Below are 22,380 nucleotides of genomic sequence, written 5' to 3' on the forward strand. Positions count from 1 at the left end.
GGTGATTCCCCACCGACAAGGAGCGCACTCATGCCCGTCGCAACCCCCGACCAGTACGCCGAGATGCTCGACCGCGCCAAGGCAGGCGGGTTCGCCTACCCGGCCATCAACGTCTCCAGCTCGCAGTCAATCAACGCCGTGCTGCAGGGCTTGGCAGAGGCCGGTTCGGACGGCATCCTGCAGGTGACGACCGGCGGCGCCGACTACTTCGCCGGGCACACCGTCAAGGCACGGGCCACGGGAGCACTCGCCATGGCGAAGTTTGCCACCGAGGTCGCCAAGAATTACCCGATCACGGTCGCCCTGCACACCGACCACTGCCCCAAGCCCGCGCTCGAAGACTTCGTGCTGCCGCTGCTTGCAGCATCCGAAGAGCAGGTGAAGGCCGGTGGCGAGCCGATCTTCCAGTCGCACATGTGGGATGGATCGGCAGTCCCGCTGGGCGAGAACATCGAGATCGCCAAGGAGCTTCTGCCCCGACTGAAGAACATCAATGCGATCCTCGAGGTCGAGATCGGCGTCGTCGGCGGCGAAGAGGATGGCGTCAAGCACGAGGGCACGAACGACGCGCTCTACACCACGACCGGCGACGTCACCCAAGTGGTTGAGGCACTGGGCCTCGGCGACCAGGGCCGCTGGATCGCCGCGCTTACCTTCGGCAATGTGCACGGGGTCTACAAGCCCGGCAACGTCAAGCTCAAGCCGGAACTGCTCGGCGAGATCCAGGAAGGCATCGCTGCAAAGTTCGGCACGGCGGCAAAGCCCCTGGACCTCGTCTTCCACGGTGGCAGCGGTTCGACCGAGGAAGAGATCGCGCTGGCTGTCGCGAACGGTGTGATCAAGATGAACATCGACACCGACACGCAATACGCGTTCACGCGCTCCGTCGCCGGCTTCATGTTCAGCAACTACGACGGCGTCCTGAAGGTCGACGGCGAAGTCGGCAACAAGAAGGCGTACGACCCCCGTGCATGGGGCAAGGTGGCGGAGTCCGCGATGGCGGCACGCGTCGTCGAGGCCACGCAGCAACTCGGTTCCGCGGGCAAGTCGCTCGGCGTCTGAGCTCCGCCGCGTAGGCTATCAGTCTGCCGAACCGCGTATCTGGCCTCAGGAGATCGAGGTCAGGTACGCGGTGAAAGCGGGGTCTGACATCAGCGGAACGATCGCGAGCGCGCCGACGACCAGATGAGTGACGACGGCGCCGACAAGCGGAACCCACCACGCGATCTTGCCGGCCATGGTCCGCCGCACTGAGAACCATGCGGTGATGAGGTAGCCGATGATCAGCGCGACGGCAGCGGCGGTTCCCCACGTCTGTCCACCGTCGAGGTTGGTGAACTCGCCGGGGATCCCCATGACTTCGAAGACCGTTGCGGCGTACTGCGGAAAGTCCAAGAGGGCGAGCGCCGCTACAGCAACGTTCACCAACGCGTAGGCGAGCAGGGCGAAGGTGACGATGCGGTCGATGGCCCGCGAGCGTCCGGGGTCGACCGACGCGCGCGGCACCGCTCCTGCTTTGTTCGCGGATGCCGACGCGGGCGCATCCGTCACCGACTCGCCGGTCTCGATCGACCAGGTGGCGTCGGGCTTCTGGATGCGTGCTCGCTGCTCCTCGGGTGTCGCATAGACGCCGTATTGCGGCTCGGGTCGGTCGTCCTTGTCGTCGCTCATGCGCGCACGCGCCCGCCCCGGTGCTCGCCGGTGCTCTGCCGCAACTCCTTGGGGAGGGAGAACATCAAGTCCTCTTCGGCCGTGCGCACCTCTTCGACGTCGCGAAAGCCTGCCGCCGCAAGATCCTCGAGCACCTGCTGAACCAGCACCTCGGGGACAGACGCACCGCTGGTGACACCGACGCTGGCAACCCCCTCGAGCCATTCCTGCCGAATCTCGTCCGCGTAGTCGACGCGATACGCGGCCTTCGCGCCGTACTCGAGAGCGACCTCGACCAGTCGCACGCTGTTGGACGAGTTCGCCGAACCGACCACGATCACGAGGTCAGCACCCTGTGCAACCTTCTTGATGGCGACCTGGCGGTTCTGGGTCGCGTAGCAGATGTCGTCTGAGGGCGGATCCTGCAGCTCGGGGAACCGCTCACGCAGGCGACGGACAGTCTCCATCGTCTCGTCCACCGAGAGGGTCGTCTGCGACAGCCACACCACGCGGGAGGGGTCCCGCACCTCGACGGTGTCGGCCTCCTCGGGCGAGTTGACGATCGTGATGTGCTCCGGCGCCTCACCAGCTGTGCCCTCAACCTCTTCATGACCGAGGTGACCGATCAGAAGGATCTCAAACTCGTCGCGGGCGAAGCGCACGGCTTCGCGGTGCACCTTCGTGACCAGCGGGCAGGTCGCGTCGATTGCCTGCAACTGGCGATCGGCTGCCGACTGCACGACAGCGGGCGACACCCCGTGCGCGCTGAAGACGACGTGCGCGCCCTCGGGCACTTCGTCGACCTCGTCAACGAAAATGGCGCCCTTCTGCTCGAGTTCGGTCACGACATGGATGTTGTGAACGATCTGCTTGCGCACGTAGACGGGCGCGCCGAATCGCTCGAGTGCCTTCTCGACGGCGATCACGGCTCGATCAACGCCCGCGCAGTATCCCCGGGGCGCAGCCAGCAGCACCCGCTTGGGTCGATCGACCGGGATATCCTGGAGGCGCTCACGGCGCCGCGGAACGCGGGGCATGGGCATGTGTACCGCGGGAGTGCTCATCGGTCCGATTCTACGGGGGCGGCCTGAGCGCGGGCCGGGCAAACTGAAAGGGACCATGACGACGTTTCAGCCCGAGCACGTTCCCGGACAGGCTCCGCCGCCGGATTCCGTGCATCCGCGGGACACGAGCGCCCAGTCCCCGACCTCGGTGGCTCGCCTGGGCGACACCATTCGCGGGTTTGTCGAGACGTGGGGGTCGGTGTGGGTCGAGGGCGAGATCACATCGTGGAACCTTCGCGGTGGCAACGTCTTCGGACGCATCAAAGACCTCACGACTGACGCGACGATCTCGATCCGAATCTGGTCGAGTACGCGCCAGCGGCTCCCCGCCGACCTCGCCGTCGGCGATCGGGTCGTCGCGTGCGTCAAGGCCGACTACTTCACCCGAACGGGTGATTTCAGCTTCGCCGTTTCGGCGATGCGGCATGTGGGGCTGGGCGACCAGTTGGAGCGGCTCGAGCGGCTCCGGGTCCAGCTCCGCGGCGAAGGGTTATTCGACCCCGCTCGCAAGAAGCAGCTCCCGTTCCTCCCGCACCTCATTGGCCTGATCACGGGCGAGAACTCGGATGCCGAGAAGGATGTGCATCGCAACGCGGAACTGCGCTGGCCGCGTGTGCGGTTCCGCACGCAGTACGCGGCTGTGCAGGGGGATCGTTGCGTACCCGAGACGATCGCGGCGTTGAAAGCCCTGGATGCCGACCCCGAGGTCGACGTGATCATCATCGCTCGGGGCGGTGGCGACCCGCAGACCCTCCTGGGATTCAGTGACGAGCGGCTCGTGAGGGCGGTGGCGGCGGCATCCACCCCCGTGGTCAGCGCCATCGGACACGAGAACGACCATCCGATCCTCGACGATGTGGCGGATCTTCGAGCATCCACGCCGACGGATGCCGCAAAGCGCGTGGTCCCGGACGTCGCCGAGCAAAGGGCGCTCGTGTCTCAGTTGCTCAGCCGCGCCCGCACCCGGGTGACACAGCGACTGGCCCATGACATCACCCAACTCGAACAGCTTCGCTCACGCCCCGTGCTGCGCAATCCCGAGAACGTGCTGGCCCAGCGAGCGCAGCACATCGAGCTTCTGGTCGCGCGCGGGCGCGACCACGCCGAGCGCGCCGTGGCCGTGCAAACCGCACATACCGCGCAGTTGCGCGCAGCTGTACGCGCCCTCTCCCCCGCGTCGACGCTTGCCCGCGGGTATGCGATCGCGCACGTCGCTGGTGGCGTGATCGTGCGGGATGCCGAGCAGGCGCCGTCTGGGACAGAGGTCACGGTGACCGTCGGACGCGGCTCGTTCGCTGCGCGTTCGGGAGGCGAGGTTGACGAGACCAGAACCCCCGACAGGCCGCTCTAGGATGGAAGCCATGACCGCCGCGAACCCGCCTGCACCGGGGGACGTCGACGGCCTCTCGTTCGAGCAGGCTCGCGACGAGTTGGTTCGGGTCGTCGCAGAACTGGAGCAGGGCGCACCAACTCTCGAGGAGTCGCTTCGACTCTGGGAGCGCGGCGAAGCTCTCGCGGCGCGGTGCGAGCAGTGGCTCGTCGGCGCGAAAGAACGCCTGGATGCAGCGCGTGCAGCCTCGACGCCACCGACGGGCGGGGACCAGTCGTGATGGCGCAGCGTGAGCGAATCGTCGCCGAGCTCGGCCGTCCTGAAACTCCCGAGGAGACGGCGGCGCGCAAGGCCGAGTCATCCCGCGTCTATCGCTCGAGTCAGACGTTTCGCAATCTTGTTGCGGCCCTCGTGATCACCCTCGGCATCGTCGCAATCGTCATCTTCGCCGTGCCGCGCGGCGAGCCACCAGCGCCCAAGCCGATCGACGTCGCTGCGGTAGCCGAGGATGTCTCGGGCACCCTCGGGGGTGGGGTTGCGATCGTCCCTGTCGTTCCCGAGAACTGGCTGGTCACCTCCGCCGCCGTCGCAGGAGACGACCCGCGCACGTGGACGGTGCTGTACGTCCCTGCCGAAGACGCCGGATTCGTGCGGGTCTCCCAGGGCTTCAGCGCAGACGCGACATGGCCGACTCGCGAGCTCTCCGGGGCAGATGCGGCGGGAACCATCGTCATCGACGGTGTCGAATGGACCGAGTACGACATTCCCGACCCTGCCCGCGCCGGCAACATCTCGGCTGCTCTGAGTACGACCGCCGGCGACGACACGATCCTGGTCTACGGCGCAACGAATACCGAGACCCTCCGCGTGGTCGCGGCGGGTCTGACCGATCAGATCGTCACCGCCCAGGAGGAAAGCTCATGACGCACACCGCGACTCCCGCCGAGGTGTGGGGCGACATGCGTGAGGGCAATGCCCGGTTCGTCTCGGGCGACCCGTCGCACCCACGGCAGGATGTCGAGCGTCGTCACGAACTGGCCGGGGGCCAGCGCCCGCGTGCCGCACTGTTCGGGTGCGCAGACTCGCGCCTCGCCGCGGAGATCATCTTCGACCAGGGCCTCGGTGATCTGTTCGTCGTCCGAAACGCCGGTCAGGTCATTTCCGACTCTGTCGTGGGCAGCCTCGAGTACGCCGTCGCGGTCCTCGAGGTCCCCCTCATCGTCGTGCTCGGCCACGACGAATGCGGTGCCGTTGCCGCCGCGATCGAATCCACCACCGTGGATGCCCCCTCTCTTCCGCCACACATCTGGCGCCAGATCGCCCCCATCGTTCCGGCGGTCCGGCGCGTGATTCGCGCGTCCGACGGCAAGCCCGTGGATGCCGAAGAAGTAGGCCGCGAGCACCTGCGTGACACCGTCGCTGAGCTCCTCCACTCCTCCGAGCTCATCAGCGATGCCGTCGCCGCCGGTACCCTCGCGATCGTCGGAGCGAACTACCGGCTGTCTGAAGGCACGGCGATCCCCGATGTCATCGTGGGCGCCGCCGAGAACCCCTGATCACTGCGGGCAGACGCCCGAACCCACCTGAAGCGAAGGAACGAGGACGTGACTGACATCGAGTACCGCATCGAACACGACACGATGGGCGAGGTGCGCGTTCCCAAGAACGCACTGTATGCCGCGCAGACCCAGCGGGCCGTCGAGAACTTCCCCATCTCGGGCGATGCGCTCGATCCCGCGCAGATCGTGGCGCTGGCGCGCATCAAGAAGGCCGCAGCGCTGGCCAACCGAGACCTCGGCACCCTGGACGCTCAGATCGCGGAAGCGATCGCTGCGGCGGCCGACGAGATCATCGGTGGTGCTCACGCCGACCAGTTCCCGATCGACGTGTACCAGACCGGCAGCGGAACGTCGTCGAACATGAATATGAACGAGGTGCTGGCTACCCTCGCGACGCACAGCCTCGGCCACACCGTGCACCCGAACGACCACGTCAACGCTTCGCAGTCATCGAACGACGTCTTCCCCACCTCGGTGCACGTCGCAGTGACCCAGGAGCTGATCGATGACCTCATTCCCGCGCTTGACCACCTGGCAGTAGCCCTCGAAGAGAAGGCAGAGCTCTGGAAGAGCGTCGTGAAGTCCGGCAGGACTCACCTCATGGATGCCACTCCCGTCACCCTGGGCCAGGAGTTCGGTGGCTACGCGCGCCAGATCCGCCTCGGCATCGAGCGTGTTCGGGCTGTCATCCCGCACGTGGCCGAGGTGCCGCTGGGCGGCACCGCCGTCGGTACCGGAATCAACACTCCTCTCGGATTTCCGCAGAAGGTCCTGGAGATCCTGGTCGCTGAGACCGAGCTGCCGATCACCGAGGCCAAGGATCACTTCGAGGCCCAAGCTAACCGCGACGCGCTTGTGGAGGCATCGGGTGCTCTGCGGACGATCGCGGTGTCGCTCACGAAGATCAACAACGACCTGCGCTGGATGGGGTCAGGCCCGAACACGGGTCTCGCCGAATTGCGGATCCCCGACCTGCAGCCGGGCTCGTCGATCATGCCCGGCAAGGTGAACCCTGTCGTTCCCGAGGCGACCTTGATGGTGTGCGCGCGCATCATCGGCAACGACGCGACGATCGCCTGGGCGGGAGCCTCGGGCGCGTTCGAACTGAACGTCGCGATCCCTGTCATGGGGACGGCACTGCTCGAATCGATCCGGCTGCTCTCGAACACGGTCCGGGTCCTGGCAGACAAGACGATCGCGGGTTTGGAAGCCAACGTCGACCGCGCCTCTGCCTTTGCCGGCATGTCGCCGTCCATCGTGACGCCGTTGAACAAGCTGATCGGCTACGAGGCGGCGGCCAAGATCGCCAAGCACGCGGTGGCCGAAGGGATCACGATTCGGGAAGCCGTCGTTGCCCTGGGCTACATCGAGCGCGGCGAGCTGACCCTCGAGCAGCTCGACGAGAAGCTCGACCTGCTGTCGATGACCCACCCGGGCTGAGCTGGCGTGGATGCGCGGAGCCGACGCTCCGGGCCATAATCACCCCATGACACGGTCCCAGCGGCCGCGATCCGCGCGCACTCGCATCGTCACGGGAGTGGCGCTGGCGTGCGCAGTCGCCCTCGCCCTCGTCGGGGGCGTGACGTTCACGGTGCAGGCTGCGGCGCTGTGGCGTGCCGGAACGCCGCTGGATGGCCTGCTGATTCCCATGATCGTCTTCGGCGTCGCATCCGTCGTCACCATTGCTCTCGTCGCCCTCGTCGGCTGGTTCGTCGCCGGGGCGGCACTGCGGTCGATCGCGGAGGTGCGTGAGGTCGCCGACAGCATGACGCTGGCCGATCTCAGCCGCCGTCTGCCATCCGAGGGAGGCGATAGCATCGCTGACCTGTCACAGACTGTCAATTCGATGCTCGACCGCCTCGAGGGTTCGGTTGACTCGCAGCGACAGCTGCTGGATGACGTGCGTCACGAGCTGAAGACCCCGATCACCATCGTGCGCGGACACCTCGAGATCATGAATGCGTCGGATCCCGCCGACGTCGAAGCCACTCGGGCGATCGGCATGGCGGAGCTCGATCGCCTCAACCGACTGGTCGAAGACATCGATCTCTTGGCAGCGGCGGAGACCGACACCTACGCGTCTGATGAGATCGATCTTGCCGCCCTCAGCACACGCATGGCGGACATGGTCGCCGTCATTCCCGGACACGACTGGCGCGTCACCGATAGAGCTTCAGGGCTGATGCTCGGCGACGGTGACCGCCTCCTTCAGGCGTGGTTGCAGCTGGCTGACAATGCCTCGAAGTACTCACCCGACGCGAGTCCGATCGACATTGGCAGCACGGCTGACGCAGGAGAAGTCCGTTTCTGGGTGCGCGACCACGGTCCCGGCGTGCCGCCGGCAATGCGCCATCGCATCTTCCGTCGATTTGACCGAGCGGGACGACGCCGAAGTGTGGGAGGCTCAGGGTTGGGATTGGCAATCGTCGATGCCATCGCGAAAGGCCACGGTGGCCATTGCGAGGTGACCGATACCCCCGGGGGTGGGGCAACGTTCACGATCCACGTGCCGCACACCAGCGGCGCGTCCTATCCGGCGCCGGTGCGCGCCGATGACGTGATCCATCAGGGGGGAAAGCGGTGACGAGGATCCTCATCGCAGAAGACGAGCCGCAGATCTCAGCGTTCGTGGAGCGGGGGCTGCGCGCAGCAGGCTACGACGTCGTTGTCGTCGACGACGGTCCCCCTGCGCTCGACTTTCTTCGGGGCGGGGGGATCGACCTCGGCCTCCTCGATATCGGTCTGCCCACGGTGGACGGGCTCGAGGTGCTTCGGCAGATTCGTCGCGAGGGTCGCACGGTGCCGATCATCATGCTCACTGCCCGCACCAGCACCCGGGATACTGTCGAAGGCCTGGAGTCCGGGGCGAACGACTACATCCGCAAGCCATTCACCTTCGAGGAACTGCTCGCGCGCGTGCGCTCGCGGCTGCGGGAGGTACCCACCGACGCGGGGACGACGATCGTGCATGGCGAGGTCTCGCTCGACCTGTTGTCACGGCGGGCACTGGTTGCAGGACGAGAGGTGGAGCTATCCGCTCGCGAGTTCGCCCTCGCTGAGCAGTTCCTCCGCAACCCGGGTACGGTCTTGTCTCGCGAGCAGCTTCTCAGCCGCGTCTGGGAGATGGACTTCGATCCGGGGTCGAACGTCGTCGACGTGTACGTGCGCTATCTGCGGGGCAAGCTCGGCGCCCACCACATCGCGACTGTCCGCGGCGCCGGCTACCGCTGGGAGTAATGAGAATGCCCCCGGCGTCTGGGGTGTCGCCGGGGGCAGGCCGGTTATTGGGGGGTCACCGACCGGAGGGCCTCGCGATCTGGGGGGCTCGCGGAACCCGTTGCACCCATGGTGACAGAAGCCAGGGCCCCGATGACCGACCGCTCGATGAGACTCTTCTCATGGTTTCCTTCGCGCGCGCCCGGCGTGCGCTCGGAGCGATCCCGTCAGGACAGCTCTCCCGACTCCAGAAGGTCGGTGACCAGAGCCGCAATCGCCGAACGTTCCGAGCGCACCAGGGTGACGTGACCGAACAGCGCCTGGCCCTTGAGGGTCTCGATGACGGAGGCGACACCGTCGTGGCGCCCCACCCGGAGGTTGTCTCGCTGGCCGACGTCGTGGGTGAGCACCACTCGCGAGTTCTGGCCGATGCGGCTGAGCACCGTCAGCAGCACGTTGCGTTCGAGTGACTGGGCCTCATCGACGATCACGAAAGCGTCGTGCAGGGAGCGACCTCGGATGTGCGTCAGAGGCAGGACCTCCAGAAGTCCCCGTTCCACGACCTCGTCGAGGACGTTCCCGGAGACCACGGATCCGAGCGTGTCGAACACCGCCTGACCCCACGGGTTCATCTTTTCTGCCTGGTCACCGGGCAGGTAACCGAGCTCCTGACCGCCCACCGCGAACAGCGGACGGAAGACGATGATCTTCCGCTGCTGCTGCCGCTCGAGCACAGCCTCGAGCCCAGCACACAGGGCAAGAGCCGACTTGCCTGTGCCGGCCCGGCCACCGAGGGACACGATGCCGATCTCCGGATCCAGAAGGAGATCGATCGCGACGCGCTGCTCAGCCGAACGACCGTGCAGCCCGAACACGTCGCGGTCGCCGCGAACGAGCCGGAAACCGCCATCGCCGGTGACACGACCAAGGCCCGACCCCCGCTCAGAGTGGATGATCAGGCCCGTGTTGACGGGAAGGCCCGTCACCTGGTCGCTGGTACCGACCTCGCTCTCGTAGAGATCGCTGAGTTCGTCGCCGGAGATGTCAAGGGTGGCTATGCCAGTCCACCCGGAGTCGACTGCCTGCTCAGCGAGGTACTCTTCGGCCGAGATGCCCAGGGACGCAGCCTTGACCCGCATCGGGAGATCCTTCGAGACGACGGTGACCTCCTGGCCGTCGGATGCGAGGTTCATGGCCACGGCAAGGATGCGACTGTCGTTGTCTCCGAGTCGCATACCCGAGGGCAGTGCATCGGGATTGGTGTTGTTCAATTCGACGCGCAGGGTCCCACCGGCGCCGACAGGAACCGGGAAGTCAAGTCGCCCGTGCTCGACCCGCAACTCATCGAGATGACGTAGCGCCTGCCGCGCGAAGTAGCCGATCTCGGGGTCGTGCCGCTTCCCCTCGAGCTCGGTGATGACCACGACCGGGACCACGACGTTGTGCTCTGCGAATCGGAAGAACGCGCGCGGATCGCTCAGCAGCACCGATGTGTCGAGCACGTAGGTGCGCAGCGTCTGATCCTGCTCGGCATCCTCGATCCGGTGATCCTGGTGAACCCGGTCCTGTGCCTGTGCTGCCCGTGTGGTCACAACCCACTCCCGCCCCGGGTGGTAATTCCCGGTACCCAGCGAGTCGACCAGGGGTCACGAGTCGCGGTCCTGACGGCCGACCCGGTCGGGCGCCTTGCCCGACGAGTTGAACGTACGACGGGGAGCGGGTGGCGTAGGCATCGACACGCTGTCGGTCCCGTTACGTCGAGGTAAATTCCTCGCGGGTTCTACCAGGCTCGCGAAGCAGAGTAGGCCGAAAGTGCGGAGGCGAACAGCGAGAGGGATTCGTCGTCGGTCCCGGCGTGGGTGGAGACGCGGATCGTGCCGCCGCGAGGAGTAATCGTGACTCCTGCGTTGGCGAGCGCAGCCGCCAGCGGTGCGGCATCCTGCGGTTCGGGAGCCAGGGTCACGATTCCCGCGCGAAGCTGGGGCTCTCGAGGAGTGATGACGGGAATGGCGTTCTCGTCGGCGATCTCGATCACCCGCGTCGCCCGCGTCTCGACTGCTGCGCCGATCGTCGCCACACCAACCTCGTGAATCTCATGGAGCGCACTTCCGAGGCGCGCAGCCGCAAGCGAATCGGCCTTCGAAACGATGAAGGCGCGCGCGTCACGCGACGGCTCGGGCACCTCATCCACGGGGAGACCATCGGCTACCCCCGCATAGCCCGAGAGCACGGGAGCCAGCCGATCGACCGCACGCGGGCTGTAGGTGGCGACGCCGGTGCCGCGTCCGGCGCGCAGCCACTTGTATCCGTTGGCACAGACGACATCCGCCGCACCGTAATCGGCGTCTACTATCCCGAGCCCCTGGATCGCGTCGACGATGAGCAGTCGGTCTCCGATCACATCGCGGAGGGCGCTGAGGTCGACGCGATAGCCGGTGCGAAAATCCACGAGGCTCACGGCGACCGCCGTGACCTCATCGGTGAGGGCTTCGCGGACGACATCCGGGGTCACGAACCCGTTCCCGGGCTCGAGCCACGCCGCTCGCATCGTGCCGAGCGACGCCTCGGCGCGCGCCGCGGCGATCGTCAACGCCGGGTACTCGGCACGAGAGAGCAGAAGCGTGCCGCTGAGGCCGTAGATCGCCTGCTGCAGGCCGTGACTGGTCGAGGGCTGAATGACGATCTGCTCCGCGGGAACACCCAGCACGGATGCCGCGTGAGAGCGCGACTGGTCGACGTGCTCGTTGACGAGGTCAACGCTCGAGCGGCGGCCTGTTCCGAGGAGCTCGGCATCCGCGTGCACTTCGCTGCGAACAACTGGCGAGAGCGGTCCGAATGCCGCCCAGTCGAGATAGCCGGGCTCGGAATCGAAGGACTCGATATACGTCGTGATATCACCCGTCACTGTCACATTTTCGCACGCCGGACGAAGGCGTGGGCTGGCGCAGCGGTCCCTCAGCCGCCGAAGCGGCGCTCCCGACTCGCATAATTACGCAGCGCACGAAGGAAGTCCACTTCCCGAAGGTCGGGTCCGAGCGCCTCCATGAAGTAGAACTCGCTGTGTGCGCTCTGCCAGAGCAGGAAGTCGCTGAGCCGTTGCTCTCCGGAGGTTCGGATGACGAGGTCGGGGTCTGCCTGCCCCCCGGTGTACAGGTGTTCACCGATCTGCTCGGGCGTGAGGCTTGCGGCAAGCTCCTCGAGGGACCCGCCCTCCCGATCGTGGGCGGCGATGATGCTGCGGACGGCATCCACGATCTCGGAACGCCCCCCGTAACCGACAGCCAGATTCACGTGAAGGCCGGGGTTGCCAGCTGTCCGATCTTCCGCGGCGCGGAGCACCCTGGTGAGCTCAGGGGGTAGGAGCTCACCTCGACCCACGTGCTTGACCCGCCAGTCGCGAACCCGCGAGATCTCCTCGGCAAGCTCAGCGATGATCTGAAGCAGGTCGTTCAACTCGGCGGCATCGCGCTTTCGGACATTGTCGGTCGAGAGCAGGTAGAGCGAGACGACCTTCACTCCGAGGTCGTCGCACCACTCCAAGAACTCCCGCATCTTCGCGGCTCCCGCTCGATGACCGTGTGCGGCGGTCTCGTAGCCGAGCTGACGCGCCCAACGCCGATTTCCGTCGATCATCATCGCGATGTGATGCGGCATGTTCTCGGGGGTCAGCTCACGGCGAAGCCGAGCGGTGTAGAGCCGATACAGCGGGCCCTTGCCACGCGCTGTCCCGAGTCCCGATGCCACACGGCCACGTTACTCCTGCCCCCGGCCGGGTACGGCGAGCTGCCACGCGCCGACGCGTGCCCCCGCGGGAATACTCCGGCTCGTAGGCTCGGAGGGTGAGCTCTGGCGTGAACCATCCCACTGATCGCCCGGCCCCCGAGTGGGACGAGTCGGTCGATGGCGCCGAGATGCCTCGGCTGCCGCTGATCGAAGAGGCTGAGTCGGTCACTCCTGAGGAATTGAAGCCCTCGTGGCGTGGCTGGATCCACGCAGCCACCTTCCCCATCGCGATAGCTGCAGGCATCGTCCTGATCGCCCTGTCCCAGGGAGCGGCCGCGAAATGGTCGGCCGCAGTGTTCATGCTGACGTCGCTGTTGCTGTTCGGGAACTCGGCGCTGTACCACCGGTTCCGGTGGAAGCCGAAGACCCGCGCGGTCCTCAAGCGCATCGATCACGCGAACATCCTGCTTCTGATCGCCGGCACCTATACCCCGATCGCGGTGCTCGCGCTACCGACGAGCCAGTCGATCATTCTGCTTTCGCTGGTCTGGGGTGGGGCGATTCTCGGCATCCTGTTCCGCGTGTTCTGGATCGACGCCCCACGCTGGCTGTACGTGGCGCTCTATCTCGTGCTCGGATGGGCTGCGGTCATGTACATCGTGCCGCTGTTCCAGGCCAACGTCGCGATGATGGTTCTGGTCGCGGTAGGCGGCATCCTTTACACCCTCGGTGCCGTCGTGTATGCGCTCAAGCGTCCTAACCCGTGGCCGAACCACTTCGGGTTCCACGAGATCTTCCACGTGTGCACGGTGCTGGCGTTCCTCTGCCACTGGACGGCGTGCCTGCTCATCGGCCTCAGCCCCGCCTATCACGGCTAGGACTGCCGCAGCGGACCCGCGCAGCTAGGACCGCTCGGATCCGTCGACACTGGGAGATGCGTCGCCGTCGGTCTCGTCGGCTTCGGGCGATCGCTCCGCGTCAGCTTCTGCCTTCTCCTCGGCATCCAGTTCTTCGCGGATGTCGGCACGCACCCGGCCACGACGGATGCGGCGCATCATGTCGGTGATGAGCAGGATGACCACGACCGCCAGCAGTGCGATGACCAGAAAGCCCCACGGCCCCGGAGTGACGAGGTCGGGATTGACCGTCTCCGACGGGCTTGGAACCGGGGTCGAGGTCCCCAACAGAATGCGCATCATGTCTCGTTTCGACTGGCCAGCGTCTAGCCTGGAGTTCCAGCCTAACGACTCACGAGACACCCCCGATGACTACCGCACCCCCCGCCGCTGACGACACAATCCGCGCGAAACTCGACGATCGCTACGGACGACGACGCGGGCGCCCCTCGCGCTGGGTGATCATCCTCGGTCTCGCGATCGTCGTCGCAGTCATCGGCTGGTTCGGCTGGATGACGGTGGCAACCTCGCTCGAGAGCGTGGATGCCGACACCACCGGGTTCGCTGTGGTCGATGACGGCACCGTAAGCCTGAGCTTCCAGATCACCGCGCCGCTTGAACGCGAAGTCGCGTGCATCCTTGAGGCGCAGGACGAAGAGCATGGAATCGTCGGCTGGCGGGTGCTCGTGATCCCGCCCTCGAGCGAGCACACCCGCGCGTTCGTCGATACGATCCCGACGACGGCGGCAGCGACGACGGGTTTGATCAACTCGTGCTGGGTGACGTAATCTAGCCAGACCGTAATCAACGACGCCCTGGCGATGCCGGGGCGTCTTGCCATATCGGCGCCGACGAAAGGAGACGCTCGTGTCCAGCGATGCCCCGGTGACCTTCCTGACCCAGGAGGCCTTCGACCGCCTCAACGCGGAGCTCGAGCACCTGTCAACCGTCGGCCGTGAAGAGATCGCCAAGCGCATCGAAGCTGCGCGTGAAGAAGGCGACCTCAAGGAGAACGGCGGCTACCACGCCGCCAAGGACGAGCAGGGCAAGCAGGAAGCTCGGATCCGTACGCTCCAGGCGCTGCTCAAGAACGCCACAGTGGGCGTCGCGCCCGAGAGCAGGGGCGTCGTCGAGCCGGGCACGGTCGTGACAGCTATCGTCGCCGGAGGAGAAGAGGTCTTCCTTCTCGGTAACCGCGAGATCGGTGCCGGGTCCGAGCTCGATGTCTACAGCGAGGCGTCGCCGCTCGGCTCTGCCATCCTGGGCCTGAAGGAAGGCGACACGACGTCGTACACCGCACCCAACGGGCGCGAGATCGCGGTCGAGATCGTCAAGGTCGAGACCTACGGCGGGCAGTAGGCCGCCGTAGGTCAGTCCGCGTCGACGTGGACGACAAACCCGGCGTTGTGGAGCGTCGCGATGACGTGGGCCTTGTGTTCTTCACCGCGCGTCTCGACACTCAACTGCAGGATCACCTCGCTGATCTGAAGACCCTGCCCGTGACGGGTGTGCAGGACTTCGATGACGTTGGCGCCAGCAAGCGCAAGCAGTTCTGAGACCCGGGCCAGCTGTCCCGGGCGATCCGGCAAGGGGATGCGCATCGTCATGTAGCGGCCGGATGCCGACAGTCCGTGTGCGACGACGCGTTGCAGCAGAAGCGGGTCGATGTTGCCGCCCGACAGGACGCACGCGGTCGGACCCTGAGCCGTGACCTTACCGGCGAGGATGGCGGCGACGCCGACCGCCCCAGCAGGCTCGACGACCTGCTTCGCACGTTCGAGCAACACGAGGAGCGCCCGCGCGATGTCGTCCTCCGACACGGTGACGACCTCATCCGCCAGCTGGCTGATGATCTCGAAGGGCAGATCGCCCGGCCGGGCGACGGCGATTCCATCGGCGATCGTCGCCCGCGTGGCAACTTCTAGGGGTCGCCCGGCTGCGAGCGACGCGGGGTAGGCCGCGGAGTTTTCGGCCTGCACACCGATGACGCGCACCGTGCGGCCGACTGCCGCGGCGCGCGCCTTCACCGCGGCAGCGACACCCGACAGCAATCCCCCGCCGCCGATCCCGATGATGACGGTATCGAGGTCGGGCATGTCATCCATCAGCTCGAGGCCGAGGGTGCCTTGCCCGGTGATGATATCCCCGTGGTCGAAGGGGTGAATCAGGACGGCGCCGGTACGCTCCGCGAACTCAGCCGCGAGGCGAAGCGGGGTCTCCACGGTGGCACCCTCGAGGATGACGTCAGCGCCATAGCCGCGTGTGGCCAGGAGCTTGGGAACGGGCACCCCGAGCGGCATGAAGATCGTCGCGGGGATGCCGAGCTCGCGGGCAGCAAGCGCAACTCCCTGGGCGTGGTTGCCTGCCGATGCAGCAACGACGCCGCGCGCGCGCTCATCCTCGGTCAGCCGCGACAGCCGATACGCAGCACCGCGGATCTTGAACGAGCCGGTCCGCTGCAGGTTTTCGAGCTTGAGTGCGACAGGGACGCCGAGGAGGTCGGTCAAATGCAGGGACTCGTCCATCGGGGTGCGTCGGATGACGCCGGAGAGAGTTGCTGCAGCATCCTCGATCTCGGCCAGGGTGGGGATGCTCACGTGCTGATTCTCCTCGGGCGGGGAACTGTCGACCAAATCAGGTCGGGGGCGTCGCGTTTCGCACCGGGCTCCCATGCCCGGTCACCGAGGTAGACCGCCACGACGTTGACGAACGCGGCGAGCGGCACGGCGAAGAGGGCTCCCGGGATGCCTGCTATCAGCGCGCCGCCGGCGACCACGAGGACGACGGCAAGGGGGTGCACCTTGACCGCCGATCCCATGAGAAGCGGCTGAAGCACATGACCCTCGAGTTGCTGAACGCCGAGCACGACCACCAGCATCCACAGCGCGATCCAGGGTCCGTTGTAGACGAGGGCAAGAAAAACGGCGAGCGCGCCGGTGACGACGGCACCGACGATGGGGATGAAGGAACCGAGGAACACGAGCACCGCGATGGGGATCGCGAGCGGAACGCCGAGCAGGAACGCACCCAAGCCGATCCCGATCGCGTCGATCGTGGCGACGAGCAACTGGGTTCGTGCATAGTTGGCGACGGTCACCCAGCCGGCACGGCCGGCGCCATCGACAGCGGGTCGCGCCGCTCGCGGAAACAGCCGCGTAGTCCAGCGCCAAATCCCTGATCCGTCGGCGAGGAGGGTAAGGAGGATGAAGATTGTGAGCAGCGCCCCTGTTGCGACGTGCCCGACCGTGGTGCCGATGGCCAGCGCACCCGACCACAGGAGCTCTGCCTGCTGCTGAATGAAGGTCCAGGCCTGCGCGAGCAGGTCATCGATCTGGGTCTCGGTCAGGTGGAGCGGCCCGTCGATCAGATACTGCCGGAACTGCTGTATGGCCTCGATCGTACGCGTCTGTACCGAAGACCACTCGCGCGTGATCTGCCAGATGGCGAGCCACAGTAAGCCGGTGACGATCGCTGCCGTGCCGAGGACGGTGATGGCGATCGCAAGCCACCTGGGGAAGCGCAGGCGCAGCATCCCCGCGAACGCGGGCCAGACCAGCGCCGTGATCAGGATCGCGATCAGCAGCGGTATGACCAGCAACTTGAGCTGAATGACGAGCCAGATCCCGACACCGATCGCCGCGGCAATGACCAGGAAGCGCCACGCGTACGCGGCGGCAAGCTGGAAGCCTGAGGGGATGCCGCGCGTTTGCTGCATCGTGACGATCCGTCGCCGGTCCCGGATCGCGTCGAAGAACGACCCCGTGGGCTTGTCGTCGGACGTGCTCATCCGTTCAGTCTAGAACTGGCACATGCCGTGAACCGGATGTGCTGGCGCGCTAGCGTGGGGGTGTGAAACGTGGCCCCCTGATCGCCGTCGTTGCGGCGGGAGTCGTGCTTCTGGCAGTCGCCGGACTTGTGCTGTGGCTTCTCCAGCGCCCGCCGGGACCGCAGGCAGTCGCCGAGGACTACCTCCGTGCGCTGGTCGGCGGCGACGCCGACACGGCGTTGGATCTCGTCGCCTCCGACAGCCTCGATCCGTCGTTGATCGAAGCCGCGTTCGCGGGGGCTACTGCCACGATCTCGGATGCCGAGGTCACAGGCGTCATCGAGGATGGCGAGACTGCCACCGCGACGATTACCTACACCCTCGATTCGACCTCCGGCTCGGGTGAGCTGATGCTTCAGCAGACTCCCACCGGCTGGAAAGTCGCCCCAGACGGGCTCGGTACTGTCACGATCACCTCGACACTCGGTGACGCCGCCGCGATCGGCACAGCGGTGTTCGGGGTGAACGAACCCGTCCTGTTGCTGCCCGCGCTCTACGAGATCGACGCCGCTCCGGTCGGCATCCTGACCGGAGCGCTGACCGTCGCCGTGGCACCTGGCTCGGCCGCGACAGCAGCACTGCAGCCGCAGCTCTCGGACACCGCGCTTGAGACGGCATCCGCGCAGGTGCAGGCATACGTCGACGCATGCACCGCTCCTGCCGATGCGGTGCCCGAGAACTGCGGCATCCGGGTTCCCTGGGCCGCAGACCTCGCCACACTGACCTCGCTCTCTTTCCGCGTCGAGACGGCACCGACGCTCGCCTTTGCCGAGGACCTGTCGAGCTTTGCCGCTACCGGCGGGGTCCTCGTCGCGACGGCATCCGGAACGACCAGGGACGGTGCGCCGGGAACGTTCACCTATCGCTCCGACGACTGGTCGCTGCGCGGAGGCATGGTCTTCAGCGGCAACCAGCTCGTTCTGTCGGTCGACTGACCGACTCGGCTGTGACCGGCAACCTCAGAACTGCCCGCCCATCGTGTGCAAGCGCTCGATGCGGTCTGGGATCGGCGGGTGGGTTGCGAACAGGCGCGACATACCCTTGGCGCTGAGCGGGTTGGCAAACCACAGGTGGGCCATCGACGTGTTCTCGCGGCGGAGGGGTTGCGCGTGCTCCTCGAGCTTGGCCAGTGCCGAGGCGAGGCCGTCCGGGTCGCGGGTCGTGAGCGCGCCGGTTGCGTCGGCGAGGTACTCGCGTTGACGCGAGATCGCGGCCTGGACCGCACCAGCCAGAAGTGGTGCGACGATCGCTGCGACGATGCCGAAGATGAGGAAGAACAGCTGCGCTTGGCTGTTGTTGCCCCCGGAGCGGCGCAGACCGCCGAAGAACGCCATGCGCATCAGGATGTCGGCCAGCAGCCCCACCGCCACGACGAGGCCGAACACGATGAGCGACACCCGGATGTCGTAGTTGCGGATGTGGCCGAGCTCGTGTGACAGCACGCCCTCGAGTTCGCGGTCGGTCATGATCTCGAACAGGCCCGTCGTCACGGTGATCGCAGCCTCCTCGGGCTTACGGCCGGTGGCGAAGGCGTTCGGTGCGGCATCCTCGACGACGTACAAGCGCGGCATCGGTGTGCCGGTCGTGATGCACAGGTTCTCGACGAGCCGGTAGTAGCGCGGCGCCTCCTCGCGGGACACAGGGATGGCGCCGGCCATCGCAAGCGCCTCACGGTCGGCCGCGAAGTACTGCACGGTGGCGTAGCCGACGGCGAAGATCAGCACGAAAGCGGTCACCCACCAGTTGTTGCCCATGAGCCATCCGGCGAGCAGCCCGATGGCTCCCAGGCCCAGGACGAACAGGACGAGGATGAACCAGGTGTTGCGCTTGTTCCGCGCGATGGCGCTGTACATGCGACCTCAGGGGTCGATCAGAACTGAATGCGCGGCGGCTCGGAGATCGCTGCCCCGTCGACGACCTCGAAGAACTCCCGCTCAGTGAAACCGAGATTCTTCGCGAAGAGGTTGTTCGGGAAGACCTTGATCTTCGTGTTCAACTCGCGAACGCCACCGTTGTAGAAGCGGCGGGATGCCTGAATCTTGTCTTCGGTGTCGACCAGCGCCTGCTGCAACTGCAGGAAGTTCGTGCTGGCCTGCAGCTGGGGGTAGGCCTCAGCGACGGCGAACAGCGACTTGAGCGCTTGCTGCACGTGGCCTTCGGCGACACCAGCCTCTGCGGGCCCGGATGCGGAGAGTGTCTCGGCTCGCGCCTGGGTGACGTTCTCGAACACCGCTCGCTCGTGGGCCGCGTAGCCCTTGACGGTCTCGATCAGACCCGGGATCAGGTCCGCTCGTCGCTTGAGCTGGACGGTGATGTCGCTCCACGCCTCATCGACACGCACGTTCAGCTGCACAAGCGAGTTGTATGTCGCCCAGAGATAGATACCGACGATGACGATGAGCGCCACGACGATCAGTACCGGGATCAGCCACTCCCACATGGCCCCCATCCTAGGGGACTCGGCTGCTCGCTGACTGTGAGTGCGTCGGGTGCCGCCACCACCGGATCAGGCGCCGAGAACCCGTTCCAGGTAGGTGTTCTGGAACGCACGACGCGGGTCGAGCCGGTCGCGTAGCGACACGAAGTCATCGAACCGGGGGTACCGCTCACGCAGCTGCTCAACATCCAGCGTGTGCATCTTGCCCCAGTGCGGTCTTCCGCCGTGGGCGAGCATGATCTGCTCGACGGCGGTGAAGTACTCCGTGGGGTCTTCGCGCCAGTATCGGTGGACAGCGATGTAGCCCGAGTCGCGGTCGTGCGCTGTCGAGAGCCACCGATCATCGGCGGCGGCGAATCGCACTTCTACGGGGAAGGAGATCCGCCATCCACGGGCACGAATGAGCGCGCGCATCTCGTCGAAAGCCGGACGCACCGCCGCGGCCGGGAGCGCATACTCCATCTCGCGGAAACGCACGGTGCGGCTCTGGGTGAATACGCGGTTGGAACGGTCGGTGTAGTCGCGGTTGCCGGTGAGCTTGACCGCGAGCCGAGAGAACGGGGGCACGACGGCGGGAACGCGCGCACCGACACCGCACACCGCTCGGTAGACACCGTTCGCGAGGAGTGTCTCGTCGACCCACTTCCCCACCGTCGGCAGGGGCTTGCGGACGGCGGATTCGGGCAGACGCGTGTTGGACTTGGTCAGCGCGACATCCGTGTGCGGAAACCAGTAGTACTCGAAATGGTCGGTGCTCGCGACCCGGTCATCGAGCGTATCGAGCACGTCCAGGAGGGGCTCGGGGCGCTCCGTTGCTTCGAGCACGAAGGCAGGGACGCATTGGACCGTGACATCGACCAGGATGCCGAGGGCGCCGAGTCCGAGCGCGACGGCGGGAAGGAGGTCGGCGTTCTCGGTGTCGCTCACCCGCAGGATGTCGCCGGTTCCCGTGACGAGCGTGACACCGACGATCTGGGTGGATATCCCGCCGAACGCCGCGCCGGTTCCGTGCGTCCCTGTCGAGATAGCACCGGCAATGGTCTGCCGGTCGATGTCTCCGAGGTTCTGCATCGCCAGCCCGTGCGGCGCGAGAAGCCCCGGGATCTGGTGCAGTCGCGTTCCGGCACGCAGAGTGACGCGACGACGTTCGTGATCGATGGAAACGAGACCCGAGAGATCGGTCAGATCGAGCAGGACGTCGGGCGCGATCGCGATACCCGTGAAGCTGTGCCCGGCCCCCACCGCCTTGATACGTCGGCCTCGAGCGAGGGCTGCCTGCACCGACCGCTGCACGGCATCCGCGGATGCCGGGAACTCGACGCTCTGCGGTCGCACCCGCGCCGAGCGTCCCCAGTTCTGCCAGGTACCACCGGGTCGTGTCACAGGAATGCCTTCCCTTCGCCGCGATACGTCGGCGCCTCGCCGACGACCCTGTCACCATCCACGAGCAGATAGTGATCCACGCGCTCGGCGAGCTCCCCGCTCTTGGCATGGCGGAACCACACCCGATCCCCCACGCTCAAGCTTCGAGCGGCTTCTCCCTGCAACGGGGTCTGCACCTCGCCAGCTCCTTCGCGAGGCAGTGTACGAAGGCCCGCGGGCCACACCGGCTTCGGTTGGCGCGACGCGACGGGCGGTCCTGACGCGATCCATCCGCCGCCGAGCACCGTCGCGATGTCGGGAGTCGGCTTGCGCACCACCTCAAGCGAGAAGGCCGCAGCTGGTTGTGGCGCGAAGATCCGGTATCCGTCGAAGAGGTGACCGGCGAACAGGCCGCTTCCCGCCGTCACCTCGGTGACGGCCTGGTCGGATGCCGTGAACTCCAGTGATCCGGTGCCGCCGCCGTTGACGAACTCGAGCGGAGCGATCGGGCGGAGGGCGGCGACGATCGCCTGACGTCGCGCCAGAAGCTCGGCCGAGGATCGTTGCTGCATCCATCGAATGAGGCCATCACCAGAACCGGTAGCATCGCCCTGGCCCGCAATCTGCGCCTCGTACATCATGAGTCCGACGAGTCGGAAACCGTCGCGTCTGGTGATGGCCCGCGCGAGGCTCGCCACCTCCCCCGGTTCGTGCACGGGCGAACGACGCACACCGATATGACCGAGCGCGGGAGCACGCCAGGAAGCGTCAGCGTCGATCGCGAGGCGAATCGTCGGTCGTGCGCCCGGCGGTACGACGGCGTCAACGACGTCGAGCTGGGCAAGATCATCGACCATGAGGGTGATGCGCGCGCAGGCCTCCTCGCTCTGGGCGAGAGCGGCGATGGCAGCGCGGTCAACAGTCGGATATCCGAGCACGACGTCGTCATGTGTTTCGGCGAGCCAGAGCGCTTCGGGCAGCGTGAAGGCCAGGATGCCGACGTAACCCGGGAGCGCCAGGGTTGCGTCGATCGCCTCTCGCACCCGGACGGACTTGCTTGCAACACGAATGGGCACGCCCGCAGCGCGCACCGCCATGTCGAGCGCGTTGTACCGCAGCGCCCCGAGGTGCAGAGTCGCCACGGGGCCGGAAACGTCGGCTATCGCATCCGTTTGTCTGCGCCAATAGGTGGCGGCGTCGGGAGCCGGTTGTTTCGCATCCGCCATGGACTGAGCAAGCGACACCATGACGGCACTCTACTGGCCGAACGCGAGCTCACCGGTACGGCGTGCACGGATCACCTCGCCGAGCTCGCGC

22 protein-coding genes and 2 pseudogenes are annotated in these 22,380 nt (G+C 66.4%); 12 read left to right on the top strand and 12 right to left on the bottom strand.

Translation table 11 applies throughout. From position 1 onward, the window contains the following. Positions 1-30: 30 nt before the first annotated feature. Complete coding sequence (fbaA, locus tag AB0O89_RS09380; RefSeq protein WP_363496702.1) at positions 31-1,062, top strand: class II fructose-bisphosphate aldolase; 1,032 nt, start codon at positions 31-33, stop codon at positions 1,060-1,062. A 45-nt stretch (positions 1,063-1,107) separates the two neighbouring features. Here fbaA and AB0O89_RS09385 read toward each other — a convergent pair whose 3' ends face one another. Both AB0O89_RS09385 and AB0O89_RS09390 read right to left on the bottom strand, forming a co-directional pair. After that, entirely contained in the window at positions 1,108-1,671 is a 564-nt protein-coding gene (locus AB0O89_RS09385; protein WP_363496705.1) for a DUF6264 family protein, read from the bottom strand. After that, a complete protein-coding gene (locus AB0O89_RS09390; protein ID WP_363496708.1) occupies positions 1,668-2,714 on the bottom strand; it encodes a 4-hydroxy-3-methylbut-2-enyl diphosphate reductase in 1,047 nt (348 codons plus the stop codon). The genes AB0O89_RS09385 and AB0O89_RS09390 overlap by 4 nt, the downstream gene beginning before the upstream one ends. Before the next feature lie 55 nt (positions 2,715-2,769). Between AB0O89_RS09390 and xseA the strand changes: the two genes are divergently transcribed. The 7 genes and pseudogenes from xseA to AB0O89_RS09425 all read left to right on the top strand — a co-directional run bounded on the left by xseA (position 2,770) and on the right by AB0O89_RS09425 (position 8,840). Then, positions 2,770-4,065 carry an exodeoxyribonuclease VII large subunit gene (gene xseA / locus AB0O89_RS09395; RefSeq protein WP_363496711.1) on the top strand — a complete coding sequence of 432 codons (1,296 nt, stop codon included), beginning with the start codon at positions 2,770-2,772 and terminating at the stop codon, positions 4,063-4,065. Position 4,066: 1 nt separating this feature from the next. Further along, entirely contained in the window at positions 4,067-4,324 is a 258-nt protein-coding gene (locus AB0O89_RS09400) for an exodeoxyribonuclease VII small subunit (RefSeq protein WP_300593026.1), read from the top strand. Then, positions 4,324-4,914, top strand: a pseudogene (locus tag AB0O89_RS09405) (DUF4245 family protein); the annotation flags it as partial. The gene AB0O89_RS09400 and the pseudogene AB0O89_RS09405, both read left to right, overlap by 1 nt. Positions 4,915-4,926: 12 nt before the next feature. Continuing rightward, a pseudogene (locus AB0O89_RS09410) lies at positions 4,927-5,600 on the top strand (carbonic anhydrase). A gap of 48 nt (positions 5,601-5,648) precedes the next feature. Continuing rightward, positions 5,649-7,043, top strand: a complete 1,395-nt coding sequence (locus AB0O89_RS09415; RefSeq protein WP_363496714.1) for a class II fumarate hydratase — start codon at positions 5,649-5,651, stop codon at positions 7,041-7,043. 46 nt (positions 7,044-7,089) lie between these two features. Beyond that, positions 7,090-8,187: a HAMP domain-containing sensor histidine kinase gene (locus AB0O89_RS09420; RefSeq protein WP_363496717.1), complete on the top strand. Its 1,098-nt coding sequence runs from the start codon at positions 7,090-7,092 to the stop codon at positions 8,185-8,187. After that, a complete protein-coding gene (locus AB0O89_RS09425; protein WP_300593035.1) occupies positions 8,184-8,840 on the top strand; it encodes a response regulator transcription factor in 657 nt (218 codons plus the stop codon). The genes AB0O89_RS09420 and AB0O89_RS09425 overlap by 4 nt, the downstream gene beginning before the upstream one ends. Before the next feature lie 206 nt (positions 8,841-9,046). On the opposite strand, the gene AB0O89_RS09430 is transcribed toward AB0O89_RS09425, so the two are convergent. From AB0O89_RS09430 to AB0O89_RS09440, 3 genes are all read right to left on the bottom strand, one after another. Continuing rightward, complete coding sequence (locus AB0O89_RS09430; protein WP_300593097.1) at positions 9,047-10,360, bottom strand: PhoH family protein; 1,314 nt, start codon at positions 10,358-10,360, stop codon at positions 9,047-9,049. Between the two features lie 239 nt (positions 10,361-10,599). After that, positions 10,600-11,724 (bottom strand): aminotransferase class V-fold PLP-dependent enzyme, encoded by a 1,125-nt coding sequence (locus AB0O89_RS09435; RefSeq protein WP_363496720.1) that lies wholly within the window; start codon positions 11,722-11,724, stop codon positions 10,600-10,602. Positions 11,725-11,774: 50 nt separating this feature from the next. Then, complete coding sequence (locus AB0O89_RS09440) at positions 11,775-12,563, bottom strand: isoprenyl transferase (protein WP_363496723.1); 789 nt, start codon at positions 12,561-12,563, stop codon at positions 11,775-11,777. A 167-nt stretch (positions 12,564-12,730) separates the two neighbouring features. Here AB0O89_RS09440 and AB0O89_RS09445 point away from each other — a divergent pair, with 167 nt between their 5' ends. Then, complete coding sequence (locus tag AB0O89_RS09445) at positions 12,731-13,420, top strand: hemolysin III family protein (protein WP_228177181.1); 690 nt, start codon at positions 12,731-12,733, stop codon at positions 13,418-13,420. Positions 13,421-13,444: 24 nt separating this feature from the next. Here the strand turns inward: AB0O89_RS09445 and AB0O89_RS09450 are convergent, their stop codons facing one another. Beyond that, a complete protein-coding gene (locus AB0O89_RS09450; protein ID WP_363496726.1) occupies positions 13,445-13,741 on the bottom strand; it encodes a hypothetical protein in 297 nt (98 codons plus the stop codon). Positions 13,742-13,806: 65 nt separating this feature from the next. Between AB0O89_RS09450 and AB0O89_RS09455 the strand changes: the two genes are divergently transcribed. Then, complete coding sequence (locus tag AB0O89_RS09455) at positions 13,807-14,226, top strand: DUF4307 domain-containing protein (protein ID WP_363496729.1); 420 nt, start codon at positions 13,807-13,809, stop codon at positions 14,224-14,226. Between the two features lie 79 nt (positions 14,227-14,305). Continuing rightward, positions 14,306-14,797, top strand: coding sequence for a transcription elongation factor GreA (gene greA / locus AB0O89_RS09460; protein ID WP_363496732.1), 492 nt, complete (start codon positions 14,306-14,308; stop codon positions 14,795-14,797). Between the two features lie 11 nt (positions 14,798-14,808). Here greA and ilvA read toward each other — a convergent pair whose 3' ends face one another. Next, positions 14,809-16,035 carry a threonine ammonia-lyase gene (gene ilvA, locus AB0O89_RS09465; protein ID WP_363496735.1) on the bottom strand — a complete coding sequence of 409 codons (1,227 nt, stop codon included), beginning with the start codon at positions 16,033-16,035 and terminating at the stop codon, positions 14,809-14,811. After that, a complete protein-coding gene (locus tag AB0O89_RS09470; protein ID WP_363496738.1) occupies positions 16,032-17,225 on the bottom strand; it encodes an AI-2E family transporter in 1,194 nt (397 codons plus the stop codon). The genes ilvA and AB0O89_RS09470 overlap by 4 nt, the downstream gene beginning before the upstream one ends. 62 nt (positions 17,226-17,287) lie before the next feature. On the opposite strand from AB0O89_RS09470, the gene AB0O89_RS09475 reads away from it, so the two are divergent. Next, positions 17,288-18,199: a hypothetical protein gene (locus AB0O89_RS09475; RefSeq protein WP_363496741.1), complete on the top strand. Its 912-nt coding sequence runs from the start codon at positions 17,288-17,290 to the stop codon at positions 18,197-18,199. 24 nt (positions 18,200-18,223) lie between these two features. Here AB0O89_RS09475 and AB0O89_RS09480 read toward each other — a convergent pair whose 3' ends face one another. From AB0O89_RS09480 to AB0O89_RS09495, 4 genes are all read right to left on the bottom strand, one after another. Then, complete coding sequence (locus tag AB0O89_RS09480) at positions 18,224-19,117, bottom strand: M48 family metalloprotease (protein WP_363496744.1); 894 nt, start codon at positions 19,115-19,117, stop codon at positions 18,224-18,226. 17 nt (positions 19,118-19,134) lie between these two features. Beyond that, a complete protein-coding gene (locus AB0O89_RS09485) occupies positions 19,135-19,704 on the bottom strand; it encodes a LemA family protein (protein ID WP_292708368.1) in 570 nt (189 codons plus the stop codon). Positions 19,705-19,770: 66 nt separating this feature from the next. Further along, complete coding sequence (locus AB0O89_RS09490; protein ID WP_363496747.1) at positions 19,771-21,084, bottom strand: D-arabinono-1,4-lactone oxidase; 1,314 nt, start codon at positions 21,082-21,084, stop codon at positions 19,771-19,773. Beyond that, positions 21,081-22,310, bottom strand: a complete 1,230-nt coding sequence (locus AB0O89_RS09495) for an alanine racemase (RefSeq protein WP_363496750.1) — start codon at positions 22,308-22,310, stop codon at positions 21,081-21,083. The genes AB0O89_RS09490 and AB0O89_RS09495 overlap by 4 nt, the downstream gene beginning before the upstream one ends. Positions 22,311-22,380: the final 70 nt, after the last annotated feature.

Source organism: Microbacterium sp. NPDC076895, assembly GCF_040687115.1.
Classification (GTDB): domain Bacteria; phylum Actinomycetota; class Actinomycetes; order Actinomycetales; family Microbacteriaceae; genus Microbacterium.